Raw genomic sequence first — 15,288 nt, forward strand, 5'->3', positions numbered from 1 at the left:
CACTTTGATACGAGCGGGGAGACTTTATGAAGCCGATCGAAACCATCATGCGCACCGCGCCGGTCATTCCGGTGCTGGTTGTCGACAATGTCGATCACGCGCTTCCCATCGCACGCGCGCTGGTCAAAGGCGGCCTGCGCGTTCTCGAAGTGACCCTTAGGACCGCAGCAGCGCTCGATGTGATTCATGCGATGAAGGCGGTTGAAGGTGCTATCGTCGGCGCGGGCACCGTGACCAACCCCGATGAGCTGAAGGCAGCAATCGACGCAGGCGCAGAATTCATCGTCTCACCCGGCTTGACGGAAACCTTGGGTAAGGCCGCCGTCGCCTCGGGCATCCCCTTCCTGCCCGGCACGGCCAGCGCAGGCGATATCATGCGCGGGCTGGATTTGGGCCTCACGCACTTCAAGTTTTTCCCTGCCTCAACTTCGGGCGGGCTTCCGGCATTAAAGGCGTTGGCAGCGCCGTTTTATCAGTGCAAATTCTGCCCCACCGGCGGCATCACTGCTGCCACCGCGCCGGAATGGCTGGGCTTTGACCCGGTCCTGTGTGTTGGCGGAAGCTGGGTGGTGGGCAAGGGCACGCCCGATGAAGCAGCCATCGAAGCGGCCGCGCGCGAAGCGTGTCTGCTGGGGCGATAGTCCTGCAACGCCAACGAATTCAGAGGAATACATCGGGCATGAAGACGGTCGCCAAGCTCAAGGCACGGTTACAGAAACTTCATGAGCGGACGGCCGATACGCCGCTGTTCAATCCGGTGTTTCAGCTCAGCCATGATCTGTCGCGCCAGCTTGAGGCGGGGGAGCTGTCGCTGGCTGACGTTGAAAGTCTAGTCGCCGAACTGGAATGCGAAGCGCTGCAAAGCCGTGCCGCGCGCCTGAAACGTCTGATCGCGCCCACATCCGCGAGCGAAAACCTCGCCCGGATCGAAGCGCTGAATCCCGAAGAAGCGGGCTTTTCGGAATTCCGCAGGCGCTGGGAAAAGCCGCTGCTGCACGCCGTGTTCACCGCGCACCCCACGTTTCTACTCTCGCCAGCCCAGTCCGATGCTGTGGCCACCGCAGCGCTGACCGACGATCCGCAAACCACCACCGTCTGCACTGTGCCGCACGAAGGGCCGAAGATCACGCTGGAATTTGAACACGTCGAAGTGTGCAACGCAATCCAGCGCGCTGCTAATGCGCGTGACCGGATCAACGCCATGCTGCTGGGCCATGCCCGCCAGCGCTGGCCGGGGCGCTGGCTCGATTTCCGCCCGCTGCCGTTCCGGTTTGCCACGTGGGTCGGTTATGACATGGATGGCCGCACCGATATCGGCTGGACCACCTCCATCGCCTTCCGTCTGCGCGAAAAGGCCCTGCGTCTTTCAACCTACGCCGCCAGCCTGCGCGCGATTGATGATGCCCATCCGCTGCTGGCCACACTGGATGCGGCCCACAGCCATTCGGCGGAAATGGCGGACCTGTTTGCGTCTGACCTGTCAGACAGTGAAGCGCTCACCGCCGCCGCCAACCGCCTGAGCGCGGAAAACCCGGCCAAACTGCTCAGCCTTACGCCGATGATCACGGCGCTCGAGGCCGAAGCGAAGACTGCTGACGACGCAAAAGCCATCCCGCTCGCCACGCTGGCTGCCGCGATGCGCGCCGATGGCCTTGGCATTGGCTGGATTCACTTCCGCGTCAATTCTTCGCAACTTCTCAATGCCTTACGCCGCCGGATCGACCCGGAAGGCACGCTTGATCTTGGCAGCAAGAGCGCGCTCTCACGCCTGCGCGAACTGCTGGCTGAGGTAAAGCCGCTGCGCGTAAACTTCGGCGCACTGGCGATCGAAACCAGTACCGCGATGCGCCAGTTTCTGGTCATGGCCAAGATGCTCCAGCACATCGATGCTGATGCCCCGATCCGCATGCTGATTGCCGAATGCGAACAGCCGCAGACCGTGCTGGCCGCGCTCTATTTCGCCAAGCTGTTCGGCATCGAAGGCAAAGTCGATGTCTCGCCCCTGTTCGAAACCGAAGCTGCGCTGGAGCATGGCGGGCGCTTCCTAGAAGCTTTGCTGTCCGAAGAATCCTACCGCAGCTATGCCCGCCTGCGTGGCCGCGTTGCGATCCAGACCGGCTTTTCCGATGCCGGCCGCTTTATGGGCCAGATCCCGGCGGCTCTGGCCATCGAGCGCCTGCAAGGCCGTCTTGCCGAAGCGATGAAGGCCAATGGCCTTACCGATGTCGCTGCGCTGATCTTCAACACCCACGGCGAATCCATGGGGCGCGGCGCGCATCCTTCGGGCTTTGCCGACCGGCTTACATGGCCGCTCTCCGGCTGGGCACGCCGCCGCTTTGCAAAGGCTGGCGTTACCATCGAACCCGAAGCCAGCTTTCAGGGCGGCGATGGTTATCTGTTCTTCCGCAACGATGATCTGGCGCTCGCCACGCTCACCCGCATTGCCGAGGAAGAGGCAAAGGATCAGGACCTTACCGTCAAGGACCCGTTCTACGACCGCACCGATCTCAGCCTCGATTTCTACCGCTCGATCCGCCGCGTGCAACGCGAACACCTTGAAAGCGCGACATATTCCCGCGCACTAACCGCATTCGGCCTTGGCCTGCTCAAGAGCACCGGTAGCCGTGTCTCGCGCCGCCAGTCCGATATCGGCGCCGACCGCACGATGAGCCTGCGCCAGATCCGCGCCATTCCGCACAACGCCATCCTCCAGCAGATTGGCTATCCGGTTAATGTCATCGCTGGCGCGGGCACGGCTGCGGGCGAGGAAATGGAGTCGGTTGCCGAACTGCTTGGCCGCTCCACCCGCGGCAACCAGCTTGTCCGCCTGTTGCGCGCCGCCAATGGCCTCGCCTCGGTCAAGACCGTTGCTGCCCATGGCGAACTGTTCAACTCCGCCTATTGGGCCAGCCGTCCCTATCGCGGCACCGAAACCGCGCTGGAATCGGCCTGCCTTGCACTGGCCGAATACCTGACCAAGGACGACAGGGCAGGGGTCTTCCGCCGTCTGACCTCGCGGCTGCGGGTGGACTGGATGAAGCTCCACCGCCTGCTTTCGCTCGTCCCCGGCCACAAGGCGGGCCGCGATCCTGCGCAGGATTCTGACCGCCGCAACATCGGCCTGCTGCAATCGGTGCGCCTCGCGCTGCTGATGCATATGTTCATCCGCGCCGTGCAGGTCCCGCCCTTCGCCCGGTCGAACGATGTCAGCCGTGATGACGTGCTGGAAATGGTCCTGTCGCTGCGCGTGGATGATGCCCTTGCACAGTTGCGCCGCGCCTATCCGGTGATCGAACCTGAAATCACCGATTTTGCGGTAGACGAGGAAACCGATTATCCCGATCATCGCGGCGAAGACTACGGCGCTATCCGCGCCCGCTTCATCGACCCCATCGAACGCGCCCACGCGCTCAACATCCGCATCGCCGTGGCCATCGCCAACTATTTCGGTGCACACGGGTAGCAGTCAAATCCTCCCCGTTTTTGCGAAGCACAAATGGTGAGGCGGCAGTCACACAAGCGACTGACGGAGGAGTAAGTCTTCTATTAGATCAACGTGTTAATCGCCCACACCACGCCAACCAGCAGGAACACGCCCGCCACATCCAGCGCGAACCCAGCCTTGACCATCGACCGCATTGAGCAATGCCCAGTCGCCCAGGCCAGCGCATTCGGTCCGGTTCCGGCAGGCAGCATGAAGCCCCAGGTTGCGGCAAAGGCAGCAGGCAGGGCAAGCAGGATCGGGTCAGCCCCCAGTGCGCCCACCAGTGCCGCCACCACGGGCATGATCCCGCTGGCCGCCGCGATGTTGCTGGCAAATTCGGTCACGATGATCACGAAGGCCACGAGCACCAGCGCCACGATCGGCAATGGAACATGGGCGAGGGGGAGCAACATTTCGCCCATCCACTTGGTCAGACCGCTCGTGGTCATGCCCATGGCCATGGCAAGCCCGCCGCCGAACATCAGCACCACGTCCCACGGCGCACGGTTTGCTTCTGGCCAGGTCAGCATCGGCCGCCCTGTTCCGTCTGGCAGCACGAACAGCACCAGCCCCGCAATCGCTGCCACCGTGCCATCGGTAAAGCCGCCGGCTGGAAACCACCCTTCGATGACCGGCTGAAGCACCCATGCCAGGAACGCCAGAACCACTACCGGCACCAGCCGCCGTTCGGCCACGCTCCATTGCGTCGCATGGGCTATCGCCGCACGCGCCGAAGCCGGGTCGAAACTGTCGGTATGCAGGCTTTGCACCCGTCCGATAATCCACGCGGCCAGCGGCACCGCCAGCAGCGCAATCGGCACGCCATAAAGCGCCCACTGCAGAAACGTGACGCGTGTGCCCAGCGCTGTCTCAATCAGGCCCGCTGCAATCGCATTCGTGGGCGTGCCGATCAGGGTGGCAAGGCCGCCGATAGACGCCGCAAAGGCGATGCCCATCGGCAAGGCGCCCGCCATGCCTGCGGTCTCTCCTTCCTCCACACCGCCCGCGCGCAGCATCGCAATTGCCATCGGCATCATGATCAGCGCGGTAGACGTATTGGAGATAAAGCTGGAAAGCACGGCCGTGGCCATCATCACGCCCATCAGCAATTGCCACGGCTTTGCGCCCGCCAGCCCCATAATGAACAGCGCGAGCCGCCGGTGCAGTCCGGTGCGCTCAATCGCCAGCGCCATAAATGCCCCGCCAACGAACAGAAAAATGATTGGCGAATAATACGCGCTGGCCGTCTTGTTGGCATCGGCCACACCGGTCAAAGGTAGCACGAGGAATGGCAGCAGCGCCGTGGCCGAAAGCGGCATCGCCTCGGTCATCCACCATGCCGCCATCCACCAGACCAGCCCCGCCGCGCTCCACCCGGCATCGGGCATTCCGGCGGGCGCGGCGGACAATTGCGTCACCGCAAAGCCCAGCGGCCCCGCCCAAAGCCCTATTTTGCGCGCATCCAAAGCCAACAGCCCGTTCCCCTCATCTCCCGGACGGGACTAGCAGAGGCGTGGCGCGACTGGCAAACTGAGTTCAGCTAACCTTCGCGTTCCGAGGCTCACAAAACCCAATAAGTTCCGTTCGTGTCGAGCGAAGTCGAGACACGCTTGCTCAGCGCGGGCATGTCTCGACTTCGCTCGACACGAACGGATGTTTCGCAAATGGCAAGGCCTCAGAAAACCGGATCATACCCCGGCGGCAGTTCATCGCCTGGTGTCTGGCCGTCGGTGGGCGCATGAATCCCGCACTCCACTTTGTCCCAGCCCTTCCACCGGCCCGAACGCGGGTCTTCGCCCAGCGCGACCTTGCTGGTGCACGGTGCGCAACCGATCGAGGGATAACCTTGCGCCACCAGCGGATGCGCGGGCAGATTATGCTCGGCAAAATAGGCGGCAAGCGCGTCCTTGTCCCACGATGCCAGCGGGTTGATCTTCAGCCGCCCCTGCGCGTCCGAATGGTCAATCTCAAAGCGTGGCAAGCCCGCACGTGTCTTGGACTGGAAGCCCTTGCGGCCCGTCAGCGAGGCATCGAAGTGCAGCAGCGCCTTGGCCAGCGGTTGCACCTTGCGGATTTCGCAACACCCATCGGGGTCCCAAGACCAGCGCAGCCCGTTCTCGTCCTTCTTGGCAATCACGGCGGCATCCGGTTCGATGATCTGCAGATTGGTCATCCCCAGAAAACCGATCAACTCGTCACGATAGGCTACGGTTTCGGGAAAGTGCTTGCCCGTTTCCAGAAACAGCACCGGCACCGATGGATCAACCTCGGCAATAAGGTGAAGCAATACAGCGCTTTCGGCGCCAAAGCTCGAAACCACCGCAAGATCACCCGCCAGCCCGTCACGGATCACCGAACGCAGCATTTCCTGCGTATCGCTGCCCCGGAACAGATGGTTCAGGCGGATCGCATCTGTTTCGACAAAGCGCGGGCGCGCGTCGATCAGGTCGATCTTGCGGTTAACGGTGCTGGTCATCTCATAATGTCCTCAAGCCGGATGGCGCTTCGCCCAGATTGCCGGGCGGCCATCAACGGTCTTCTGGTAAACCTCCGGCCATGTGCCAAAGGCCTGTTCGGCGGCTTCGGAACTGATCGGCTGGTTGGGGGCAAAGCTGTCAAACCCGCAGCGCCGCATGTGGCTCAGCTGGTCCAGCAGCACATCGCCGACCGCGCGCAGCTCTCCGGCATAACCATGCTCGCGCAGGATACGTGCCGCCGAATAGCCACGTCCATCGGTATAGGCCGGGAAGTTCACTTCCACGAGCGCGATACGGTCCAGATGCGGCAGCAGCAGGCGGGCATCATCGCCCGGTTCGATCCGCACGGCGGTGGCGTTGCTCTGATCGACAAACGCATCGACAGTCACTGCCGGATCACCCACCGGTTCATCGCTGCGATAGCGCAAGTTCTGCTCAACCATGGGCCGGCTCCTTGGCATAGATCGCCTCCTTGAACGGGGCCATGCCGATGCGGCGGTAGGTATCGACGAAACGCTCACCCTCAGCCCGCTGCGCGAGATAGACGTCGGTCGCTTTCTCGACCGCATCCACCACGCCGTCTTCGCTGAAGCCGGGTCCAGTGATCTGGCCAAGCGAGGTGTCCGCACCCTCACAGCCGCCCAGCGAAAGCTGGTAATTCTCCACGCCCTTCTTATCCACGCCAAGGATGCCGATGTGGCCCGCATGGTGGTGCCCGCAGGCATTGATGCAGCCCGAAATCTTCAGCTTCAGCTCACCCAGATCGCGCTGGCGGCCAAGGTCGGCAAAGCGGTTCGAAATTTTCTGCGCCAGCGGGATCGACCGCGCATTGGCCAGCGCACAGTAATCCAGCCCCGGACAGGCGATAATGTCGCCGATCAGGTCAAGGTTCGCTGCTGCCAGCCCCGCTTCGTCCAGCTTCTGCCAGATGCCATAGAGATCGGCCTTCTTCACATGCGGCAGCACGATGTTCTGCGCATGCGTCACACGCAGTTCGTCAAACGAATGGTCACGCGCCAGATCGGCCATCAGCCGGATCTGATCGGCCGTGGCATCGCCCGGAATGCCGCCTGTCGGTTTCAGGCTGATATTGACGATGGCATAGCCCAGCTGCTTGTGAGCATGGACGTTCTGATCCACCCACAGCGCGAAGTCGGGATCGGACAGGTCCAGCTCGTCCGAAGCGCTCGCTTCAAAACCGGGCTGTTCAAAGAACCCCTTGATCCGCTCCAGTTCCTCCGCTGGCGGCTCCAGCCCCAGCGTCAGGATATGCGCGAATTCTTCTTCCACCTGACGGCGGTATTCCGCAGCGCCAATCTCGTGGACGAGGATCTTGATGCGCGCCTTGTACTTGTTGTCGCGGCGGCCATAGCGGTTGTAGACGCGAAGGCACGCTTCCAGATAGCTGATCATCTGCAGCGCAGGCACGAACTCGGCGATCACCGGCGCAATCATCGGCGTGCGGCCCATGCCACCGCCCGCGTGGAACTTGCAGCCGATCTCGCCCGCATCGTTCTTGACCAGCTGAATGCCGATGTCGTGTAACCGCATCGCCGCGCGGTCTGTCTCGCTGGCGATGATCGCAATCTTGAACTTGCGTGGCAGGTAATCGAACTCCGGGTGGAAGGTCGACCACTGGCGCAGCAGCTCGGCATATGGGCGCGGATCTACCAGCTCATCCGCCGCAGCGCCCGCAAACTGGTCGGACGTGGTGTTGCGGATGCAGTTCCCGCTGGTCTGGATGGCGTGCATCTCGACCGTCGCCAGCTCGGCCAGAATATCGGGCGCGTCCGACAGCTTGATCCAATTGTACTGGATGTTCTGCCGCGTGGTGAAGTGGCCGTACCCACGGTCATACTTGTCGGCAATATCGCCCAGCAACCGCATCTGGCGGCTGTTAAGCGTGCCATAGGGGATCGCCACACGCAGCATATAAGCGTGCAACTGCAGGTAGAGCCCGTTCTTCAGCCGCAACGGCTTGAATTGGTCCTCTGTCAGGTCACCCGCCAAGCGGCGCTCCACCTGTCCGCGAAATTCGGCCACGCGCGCATCGACCATCGAACGGTCATATTGATCATACTGATACATCTCAGATCACCCAGTTCCCTGCCGCAGGATCGGCAGGCTTGAGAGAAAGGTCGAGCCGCACTGTGGGGCCAAGTGCCCTGATGCGGTCCTTGATATGCGCGGGCCGCACACCTTCGTCGGTGCGCGTCGCTGCGATCACTTGCGTGTCGGTGACGATCTGCTTGGCGTTCTCGCGCGCGATTACCGCCTCGGCATGCTCGCCCGCTTCCACCGCATTGTTCACGTGGCGCGACCAGCCTTCGCCGGTCCACCACACCACATCGCCGGTGCGCAGATCGCTTGCGGTAATGATCTTCACTGAACTGCCTCCAGAACGCTCTTCAATTCCATCATGTCCCCCCTGCCTGCCACATCACCGATCACGATGAGGGCAGGGCTCTTGACCTTGTTGTCCGCAACCAGTGGCCCCAGCGCAGCCAGCGCGCCGCGCAGCACCCGCATCTGCGGACGGCTGGCGTTTTCGATCACCGCCACCGGCATCGCAGGCGAAAGTCCATCGGCCATCAGCTTCTCGGCAATCGCATCCGCCGTCGCCACGCCCATATAGATCACCAGCGTCCGGCCAACGCCCGCAAGGCCCGCCCAGTTCTGCTCGGTTAGCCCCTTGCACTGCCCGGCCACGAACGTAACAATGCTGGCCGCATAGCGGTGCGTAAGCGGGATCATGGCCGAAGCCGCCGCCCCCATCGCCGCGCTCACGCCCGGCACCACCTGCACCGGCACGCCTGCCGCAAAGCAATCCTCAGCCTCTTCGCCGCCCCGCCCGAACACGAAGGGATCGCCACCCTTCAACCGCACCACGTCGTTCCCGGCCAGCGCCTCACGCACCAGCAAAGCATTGATCTCGTCCTGCCGCATCGTGTGGCGAGACCGCTGCTTGGCGACCGAGATCATCCGGCACCCCTTGGGCGCCATCGCCAGTATCGAAGGATCGACCAGCCCGTCATGCACCAGCACCCGAGCATTCATCACCAGCCGCGCCGCCCGCAGTGTCAGCAGGTCGGCATCGCCGGGGCCAGCACCCACAAGGAACACGGTGCCGATTCTGTTAGCGGGATTTTTCATGAAGCGCAGATGGGCGCACCCCGGCCAACCTGCCAGTGAGAAACCTTTGTGCCCCACCTAGATCAGCTTTAGCGGCCACATCATTCCCACCCGCTTTCAACGTCACCCCGGGCTCGACCCGGGGTCCCGCTTCCGCCGCCAACGCTGCGCCAAGAAGAAAAGCCAGACCCCGGGTCAAAGCCCGGGGGGACGAGTATGAAACTACGCCTCTGGCCCCGGCTCCCGCGTCCCCACTGCCGCCGCCAGCGCGCGCAAACCGGCACTGTCCTTCAGGTTCACGTCCGATTGCGGAAAGGGGATTTCCACCCCATGCTCCTTGAACAGCCGCCACACGCGCCACAGCACGTCCGATTTCACATTGCCCACGCCGCCTTCGGGATCATCAATCCACACGATCATCGTCATGTCGATGCTGCTCGCGCCAAAGCCGCTCAACAGCACGCCGGGTGAGGGGAAGGGCAGAACCCGCGGCGTGGAATTGATCGCCTCCAGCAGCAGCTTCTCCACTTTGTCCAGATCGCTGCCATAAGCGACGCCGATGGGAATATTGATCGCCACCTCGCGCGATGAATAAGACCAGTTCTCCACCTGCTGCGTCATCAGATTTTCGTTCGGAATCAGATACTCGCGGTTATCGCGCGTGGTGACGGAAACCGCGCGGATGCCGATCTTCTTGACCTCTCCAAACGAATTGCCCTTGCCATCGTTCACCGCAATCACATCACCCGGCTTGATCGACCGATCCATCAGCAGGATGATCCCGGCGATCAGATTGCCGAACGTCTTTTGCAGGCCAAACCCGATAGCCAGGCCAAACGCGCCCGAAAACACCGTCAGCGCGGTCAGGCTGATGCCCAGCACGTCGATCCCGACAAGGAAGGCCACGCCCCACACCACGATCGTGGCGATCTTTTCGCCCAGCAACTGCTGCGTGCGGTCCAGACTGTCGATCCGCCGCAAAGTGCGCCGTGCCAGCCGTCCGATCAGATGTGCCGATACGAACACCAGCACCATCACGATCACGATGCGCAGCGCCCCCCAGACCGAGATATGGTAGGTCCCCATATCGAAGCCGATGCTGTCCAGCACGCGGATCACGTCTGCCACCTGTTCGCGAAATCCGTTCAAGAAAGTCCTCCCCGTTCCGCCCACGCGGCCAGACCCCGCTCCAGATCGGCGATCAGATCCGCCGAATCTTCAAGCCCAATGGACAGCCGCACGCCAAACCGGTCCGCAGCCTCCATCCCCGCCAGCGGCCAAGCACTGGCCGTGCGGATAGAGGCCGGATCAACCGGCGTAGCAAGGCTTTCAAACCCGCCCCACGAATAGCCGATGCCAAACAATTGCAGCGCATCGATCAAGGCATCCCGCGCCGCACTCGTCCCGCCCTTCAGCACAAAGCTGAACAGCCCGCACCCGCCGGTAAAGTCCCGCTGCCAAAGCGCGTGCCCCGGCGACCCCGGCAACATCGGACACAGCACCCGCGCCACCTCGGGCCGCGCATTCAGCCACTGTGCAATCGCCAGCGCCGAAGCCGTCTCCGCCTCCAACCGCAGTTTCATCGTGCGAAGCCCGCGCAGCATCAGCGAGGCATCATCGGGCGAAACCACATTGCCCAGTCCCTGCGCCCGCACGCGCAGCTTGCGATACCACTCCGGCCCCGCGCTGGCCGAGCCCATCATGCAATCCGAATGGCCGGAAACATGCTTGGTCAGGCTCATGATGGAGATATCCACGCCACGCTCCAGCGCGGCAAAGCCCAATGCCGAAGCCCAGGTATTGTCCAACACAGACATGATCCCGCGCGCCCGCGCCGCCGCTGCCAGCGCGGGCACATCCTGCACTTCCATCGTCAAACTGCCGGGGCTTTCCAGCAAGACGCACCGCGCCCGCTCACAACACGCCGCTTCGAACGAGGACATGTCGGTCGGATCAAACCACCGCGTCTCCACCCCGAAATCCTTGAGCAACCCACGCCCCATCGCCCGGCTCGGCTCATAGACATTGTCGGTCATCAACAACACATCGCCCGGCCGCAACACGGTGAGCAACACCCCCGCAATCGCCGCCACCCCCGAAGGATAGAGCACCGTGCCAGAAGCCCCCGGCTCCAGTTGCGTCAGCGCCTCAGCCAAAGCCCACTGCGTAGGCCCCCCACGCCGCCCGTAATAGAAATTGCCATCCACATTGGCCGGATGCGCCCTAAGCGCGGCCATATCCGCATAAAGATGCGTAGAAGCCCGCCAAACCGCCGGATTAACCACCGCCCCCGGATGCTCCGGCGTCCCCGTCCACCCCGCACGCCGCCCGGCCAGCACGCCGCGCGTTGCGGGGCCGAGGGCATCAAAATCATCAGAACTGCTCATGGTGTTGGCGATAGCAGAGGGAAGGCGTGGGAGTCATGGGGTTAGGTGGAATTGAGGTGGCTTTCGTTTGCCATACCGGCCTTGGCAAGAAACATGATCTGATTCATGGCAGAAGCCGTGTTTGCTGGTTTGAAAACAGCCGCCTCAAAACGATGCGCGCTAGTCCAAGAACCCGCTTACGGCCTGCAGTCTCAATAACTGCATAACTTACCAATGCTGTGCCGAAGCTAAAGGCTAATGCTTGCCAAGCTGGGAAATAGCCAATGTTTTTTAATGTGAAGAACGGTTGCTGCCATAGATAAAGCGAGAACGAAATTAGCCCAAGCCAGCGTAGAGTCCTGGTTGCCATTATTTTGCTTAGCGGCTGCGTCAATGCGGGAAGCGTTGCCAGTCCTATGGCGAGCGATGCTGTCCCAACACTATATTTTATAAAATCTGGAACGGGATTAGTATTTAGAGCAAATGCAAATGCGCCAACGAACGCTGTGGCGAGAAATGGTAGTGGAAAATGCCGGAGCGCAATATCTCTATTAAGATAAGCGAGTGCGCCCATGAGAATTGAAGCTCCTCTGACATCGCTGCGCCAATAGGTTTCCTGATAATTCTGCCCGAAAAGTTGTTGGGATATGAAGCCGTCGGCAACCATTGCCGCAATTAAAATTGCCAATACAGGCTTGGCCGGAAGGGCCCATTTGCGATTGGCATAGGCTGTCAGGGCCAGCAAAACGTACATGTGCTCTTCAATGCACAGAGACCAGATATGATGAAAATATGACGATGAGTAATTTTCTGGCCCGATATAATTGTAAGTAAATGTCAGCGCAGAAAATAGCTCCAGCCGACTCAGGTTAACGGAAAATGTTGCATAGGTTATTATAATGAAAACAAAAAGCGCTGGATAAACTCTGATCATCCGCCTTTTGAAAAAGTCTGGAAGCGGGTGCATGCGTTCAAACAAGATCTCTGCCATCAAGCGCCCGCTTAAAACAAAGAAAAGCTCTACACCAAACCGGCCAAGATTGATGTAAGGGACGCGCAAGAAATGCCCGCAGAGTACAGCAAGAATTGCGCACCCTCGCCAACCATCAAGAACATCGATCCGCTGCATTTGCCCTCCGTCGCGGCATTGTATTGAGCCCTTGATGATTGGGCAAGCATTGAGGCCACCAGGGCAGACGCAGACCGCTCAACTGCAAATGCGTGCTTCGGAGTGCTGCCGAAGCTTAGGCCACCCCCTTCGCCTTGGGCGTAGCCGGGTCCAGCCCCCATTCGCTCCATGAGCCATCGTAGAGCGAAACGTCATCCTTGCCGATCAGATGTGCGGCGAAAATCAGCACGTTGGCCGTCATGCCCGATCCGCATGACGTAATCAGCGGCCGCGCAAGGTCCACGCCTGCGGCCTCGAACGCGGCCTTGATCGCGTCAGGTGCTTTCCATGTGCCATCGGGGTTGAACAGGCTGGCGTAGGGCACGTTGCGCGCGCCGGGGATGTGGCCGCTGGCCAGCGCCGGGTTCGCCTCGGGCATTTCGCCGGTGAAGCGGCCCGCGCCGCGGGCGTCCACCACCTGTTCGGCGTTGCTTGCCAGATTGGCCAGCACATCGGCCTTGCTGCGTACGTGGCTGTCATCGGACCACACGGTAAAGTGCCGTTGGCGCAGCGTTTCGGTGCCTTGCGCGCATTTGCGGCCTTCCGCTTTCCACTTGGCAATGCCGCCATCGAGCAGCGCCACGTTCTGGGCGCCGAACATCGTGAGCATGAACCACGCGCGGGTGGAGGTCTTCACCGGGCTATCGTCATAGATCACGATGCGGCTGCCATCGCCAAGGCCGAGCGCCTGCATGCGGCTCGCGAATTTTTCGGGCGAGGGCAGGGTGTTAGGCACTGGCGATGCGGAATCGACCAATTCGGAAAGGTCCATGAACACCGCGCCGGGGATGTGGCAGGCTTCGTATTCCAGCAACGGCACCCGGCCATGCTCGGGCAGAAACGCGGTGGCGTCGACAACGCGCAAGTCGCTCGCGCCCATCTCGTCGGCGAGCCACTGGGTGGAAACCAGCGAATCCATAATTTTATGTGCTCCTACCTGCCTGCGGGCGACCCGTCTTTGCGAGTTCGCACTTGCAGCACACTAGTCGCGGGTGTGACTTGCGTCACCATGAATTTGTGGTCATTTGGCAACGAAGTTGTCACGGATGATTGCTGAAGATTGGATTGATCCAACACGCGTCCGACACTGGCCCAACGGGCACGATCCGTCCCCCTTGCCCGAAGACGGTGACAGGTGCATGGGAGCGCGCATTCTAGCACTGTAAAAGCGCGTGTTTGCGCGTGTAGGTGCAGCTAGGTGCATCTAGGTGCACTTCGGAAAAACAGGCTGAATCATGACCAATACACCCCTTTTTCTGGGCCAGAACAGCAGCTTGCCCTCCTCGCCAGAGGAAGCAGTGCTGGATTACGTGCCAAACCCGCGTATCGGCACACTCTATCTGGTCCGCTTCGCTGCGCCCGAATTCACCTCGCTCTGCCCGGTCACCGGCCAGCCCGATTTCGCGCATTTGGTGATTGATTACGCGCCGGGCGAAACCATCGTGGAATCAAAGGCTTTGAAGCTGTTCCTGGGATCGTTTCGCAATCATGCAGGCTTTCATGAGGATGTGACAGTCGGCATCGGCCAGCGCCTGTTCGATGAAATGAACCCGCAATGGCTGCGCATCGGCGGATACTGGTACCCGCGCGGCGGGATTCCGATCGATGTGTTCTGGCAAAGCGGTCCGCCGCCGGCTGCACTTTGGCTTCCGGATCAAGGGGTTGCTTCATATCGTGGACGCGGATGACCGCAGCGGGGCGTGCTTGCGACGTCTACCTTCAAAGGCTGCGCCAGAAAACCTGATCCAAAGTCGACGAAATTATTGAACCTGTTAAATCGAGGCGCGGTTCGGTCCGCTGCCTCCTTCGTTCTGTTGGTTCGTGTCGTTTTCGGCAATGAACGTCTGGCTGCGAAAATCGGGCAGTGGCATGACTTTAACCACGGTCCACTTGCCCTTGGCCACTCTGCGCAACGGCTTGCCACAGCCGGCACACGTTGCGCCGTAATAGTGCGATTCACGCAGAGCGGTGGCTCGGCCGGGCTTGTGCAAGCCCAAGAGGCATCTCAGGTTTGGCAAGAGTTCATCCGATATCGAGTTTGTTTCGCTTGCTATTTAGGTCAAACAAAATCCGATTCGGATAGTCTATCGAAAGTTAAACAGGCACTCTCCGTGTACCAAGTGCCTGATATCCGGCCATCTTTTTGTATCTCGATCCCTGCAGATTAACGCAGGGCGAAGACTTCGTCACGGCCAAGGCCAGCAATGGCAAGCGTTGCGGCACGGCGCGAATCAACCCATCGCCCATTGGCCAACTGCACATCATAACGATCATCGCTGCTGGCAGCCGCGCGATAGAGACGCGCCGCATCATCTTTGCGCCCCACCATTTTGTAGGCCGTGCCCAGATTGATCAGCGCAAGAGGATCGCCAGCGCGGGCCAGATCACTGTTTTCAATGCGTGCGATGGCCGCAAGCGGGCGGCCCGCCATGATTTCATGATAACCGACATCCCCGCTGGGCAGGGCAGGGGCAGGCACCGTCAAAGGCGGCGTAACCATTACCGCAGACGATGTGAGGAACGGCTGCAAAAGGAGTGCTGCAGCAAGGGTCAGGCTGGTCGACATCAAGGCTCTCCAATTCTGATCGCGCCATCTTTGATCGCGATTGTTGAGTCGAATATGCGCCGATTCTCTACATCTGCAATCAAAGTGTAACATTG

At 61.1% G+C, this 15,288-nt stretch carries 15 protein-coding genes; 3 read left to right on the forward strand and 12 right to left on the reverse strand.

Translation table 11 applies throughout. From position 1 onward, the window contains the following. The first annotated feature begins 26 nt into the window (after positions 1-26). Both eda and AC2A1F_RS04135 read left to right on the forward strand, forming a co-directional pair. On the forward strand, positions 27-641 hold the full coding sequence (gene eda, locus AC2A1F_RS04130; RefSeq protein WP_292631694.1) for a bifunctional 4-hydroxy-2-oxoglutarate aldolase/2-dehydro-3-deoxy-phosphogluconate aldolase: 615 nt from the start codon (positions 27-29) through the stop codon (positions 639-641). Between the two features lie 38 nt (positions 642-679). Continuing rightward, positions 680-3,463, forward strand: coding sequence for a phosphoenolpyruvate carboxylase (locus AC2A1F_RS04135; RefSeq protein ID WP_484207483.1), 2,784 nt, complete (start codon positions 680-682; stop codon positions 3,461-3,463). Positions 3,464-3,546: 83 nt separating this feature from the next. Here the strand turns inward: AC2A1F_RS04135 and AC2A1F_RS04140 are convergent, their stop codons facing one another. From AC2A1F_RS04140 to sseA, 10 genes are all read right to left on the reverse strand, one after another. After that, positions 3,547-4,950 (reverse strand): SLC13 family permease, encoded by a 1,404-nt coding sequence (locus AC2A1F_RS04140; protein ID WP_484208165.1) that lies wholly within the window; start codon positions 4,948-4,950, stop codon positions 3,547-3,549. Between the two features lie 209 nt (positions 4,951-5,159). Next, positions 5,160-5,960 carry a phosphoadenylyl-sulfate reductase gene (locus AC2A1F_RS04145; protein ID WP_484207484.1) on the reverse strand — a complete coding sequence of 267 codons (801 nt, stop codon included), beginning with the start codon at positions 5,958-5,960 and terminating at the stop codon, positions 5,160-5,162. A 12-nt stretch (positions 5,961-5,972) separates the two neighbouring features. Then, positions 5,973-6,404: a DUF934 domain-containing protein gene (locus tag AC2A1F_RS04150; RefSeq protein ID WP_484207485.1), complete on the reverse strand. Its 432-nt coding sequence runs from the start codon at positions 6,402-6,404 to the stop codon at positions 5,973-5,975. Further along, positions 6,397-8,049, reverse strand: coding sequence for a nitrite/sulfite reductase (locus AC2A1F_RS04155; RefSeq protein WP_484207486.1), 1,653 nt, complete (start codon positions 8,047-8,049; stop codon positions 6,397-6,399). Before AC2A1F_RS04155 ends, AC2A1F_RS04150 begins: the two co-directional genes overlap by 8 nt. A gap of 1 nt (position 8,050) precedes the next feature. Further along, the gene (locus AC2A1F_RS04160; RefSeq protein WP_484207487.1) at positions 8,051-8,347 is read right to left on the reverse strand and encodes a DUF2849 domain-containing protein; all 297 of its coding nucleotides are present in this window, start codon (positions 8,345-8,347) and stop codon (positions 8,051-8,053) included. Next, complete coding sequence (cobA, locus tag AC2A1F_RS04165) at positions 8,344-9,114, reverse strand: uroporphyrinogen-III C-methyltransferase (RefSeq protein WP_484207488.1); 771 nt, start codon at positions 9,112-9,114, stop codon at positions 8,344-8,346. Before cobA ends, AC2A1F_RS04160 begins: the two co-directional genes overlap by 4 nt. 201 nt (positions 9,115-9,315) lie before the next feature. Next, on the reverse strand, positions 9,316-10,242 hold the full coding sequence (locus AC2A1F_RS04170) for a mechanosensitive ion channel family protein (protein ID WP_484207489.1): 927 nt from the start codon (positions 10,240-10,242) through the stop codon (positions 9,316-9,318). Beyond that, the gene (gene metC, locus AC2A1F_RS04175) at positions 10,239-11,480 is read right to left on the reverse strand and encodes a cystathionine beta-lyase (protein ID WP_484207490.1); all 1,242 of its coding nucleotides are present in this window, start codon (positions 11,478-11,480) and stop codon (positions 10,239-10,241) included. Before metC ends, AC2A1F_RS04170 begins: the two co-directional genes overlap by 4 nt. Positions 11,481-11,583: 103 nt before the next feature. After that, complete coding sequence (locus tag AC2A1F_RS04180) at positions 11,584-12,588, reverse strand: acyltransferase family protein (RefSeq protein WP_484207491.1); 1,005 nt, start codon at positions 12,586-12,588, stop codon at positions 11,584-11,586. A gap of 115 nt (positions 12,589-12,703) precedes the next feature. Next, positions 12,704-13,546, reverse strand: a complete 843-nt coding sequence (gene sseA / locus AC2A1F_RS04185; protein WP_484207492.1) for a 3-mercaptopyruvate sulfurtransferase — start codon at positions 13,544-13,546, stop codon at positions 12,704-12,706. A 316-nt stretch (positions 13,547-13,862) separates the two neighbouring features. On the opposite strand from sseA, the gene queF reads away from it, so the two are divergent. Continuing rightward, positions 13,863-14,315, forward strand: a complete 453-nt coding sequence (gene queF / locus AC2A1F_RS04190; protein ID WP_484207493.1) for a preQ(1) synthase — start codon at positions 13,863-13,865, stop codon at positions 14,313-14,315. Between the two features lie 84 nt (positions 14,316-14,399). Here the strand turns inward: queF and AC2A1F_RS04195 are convergent, their stop codons facing one another. Beyond that, a complete protein-coding gene (locus AC2A1F_RS04195; protein WP_484207494.1) occupies positions 14,400-14,618 on the reverse strand; it encodes a hypothetical protein in 219 nt (72 codons plus the stop codon). 173 nt (positions 14,619-14,791) lie between these two features. Then, on the reverse strand, positions 14,792-15,193 hold the full coding sequence (locus tag AC2A1F_RS04200; protein WP_484207495.1) for a hypothetical protein: 402 nt from the start codon (positions 15,191-15,193) through the stop codon (positions 14,792-14,794). Positions 15,194-15,288: the final 95 nt, after the last annotated feature.

Source organism: Novosphingobium sp. HNCC26BN242 (assembly GCF_057180525.1).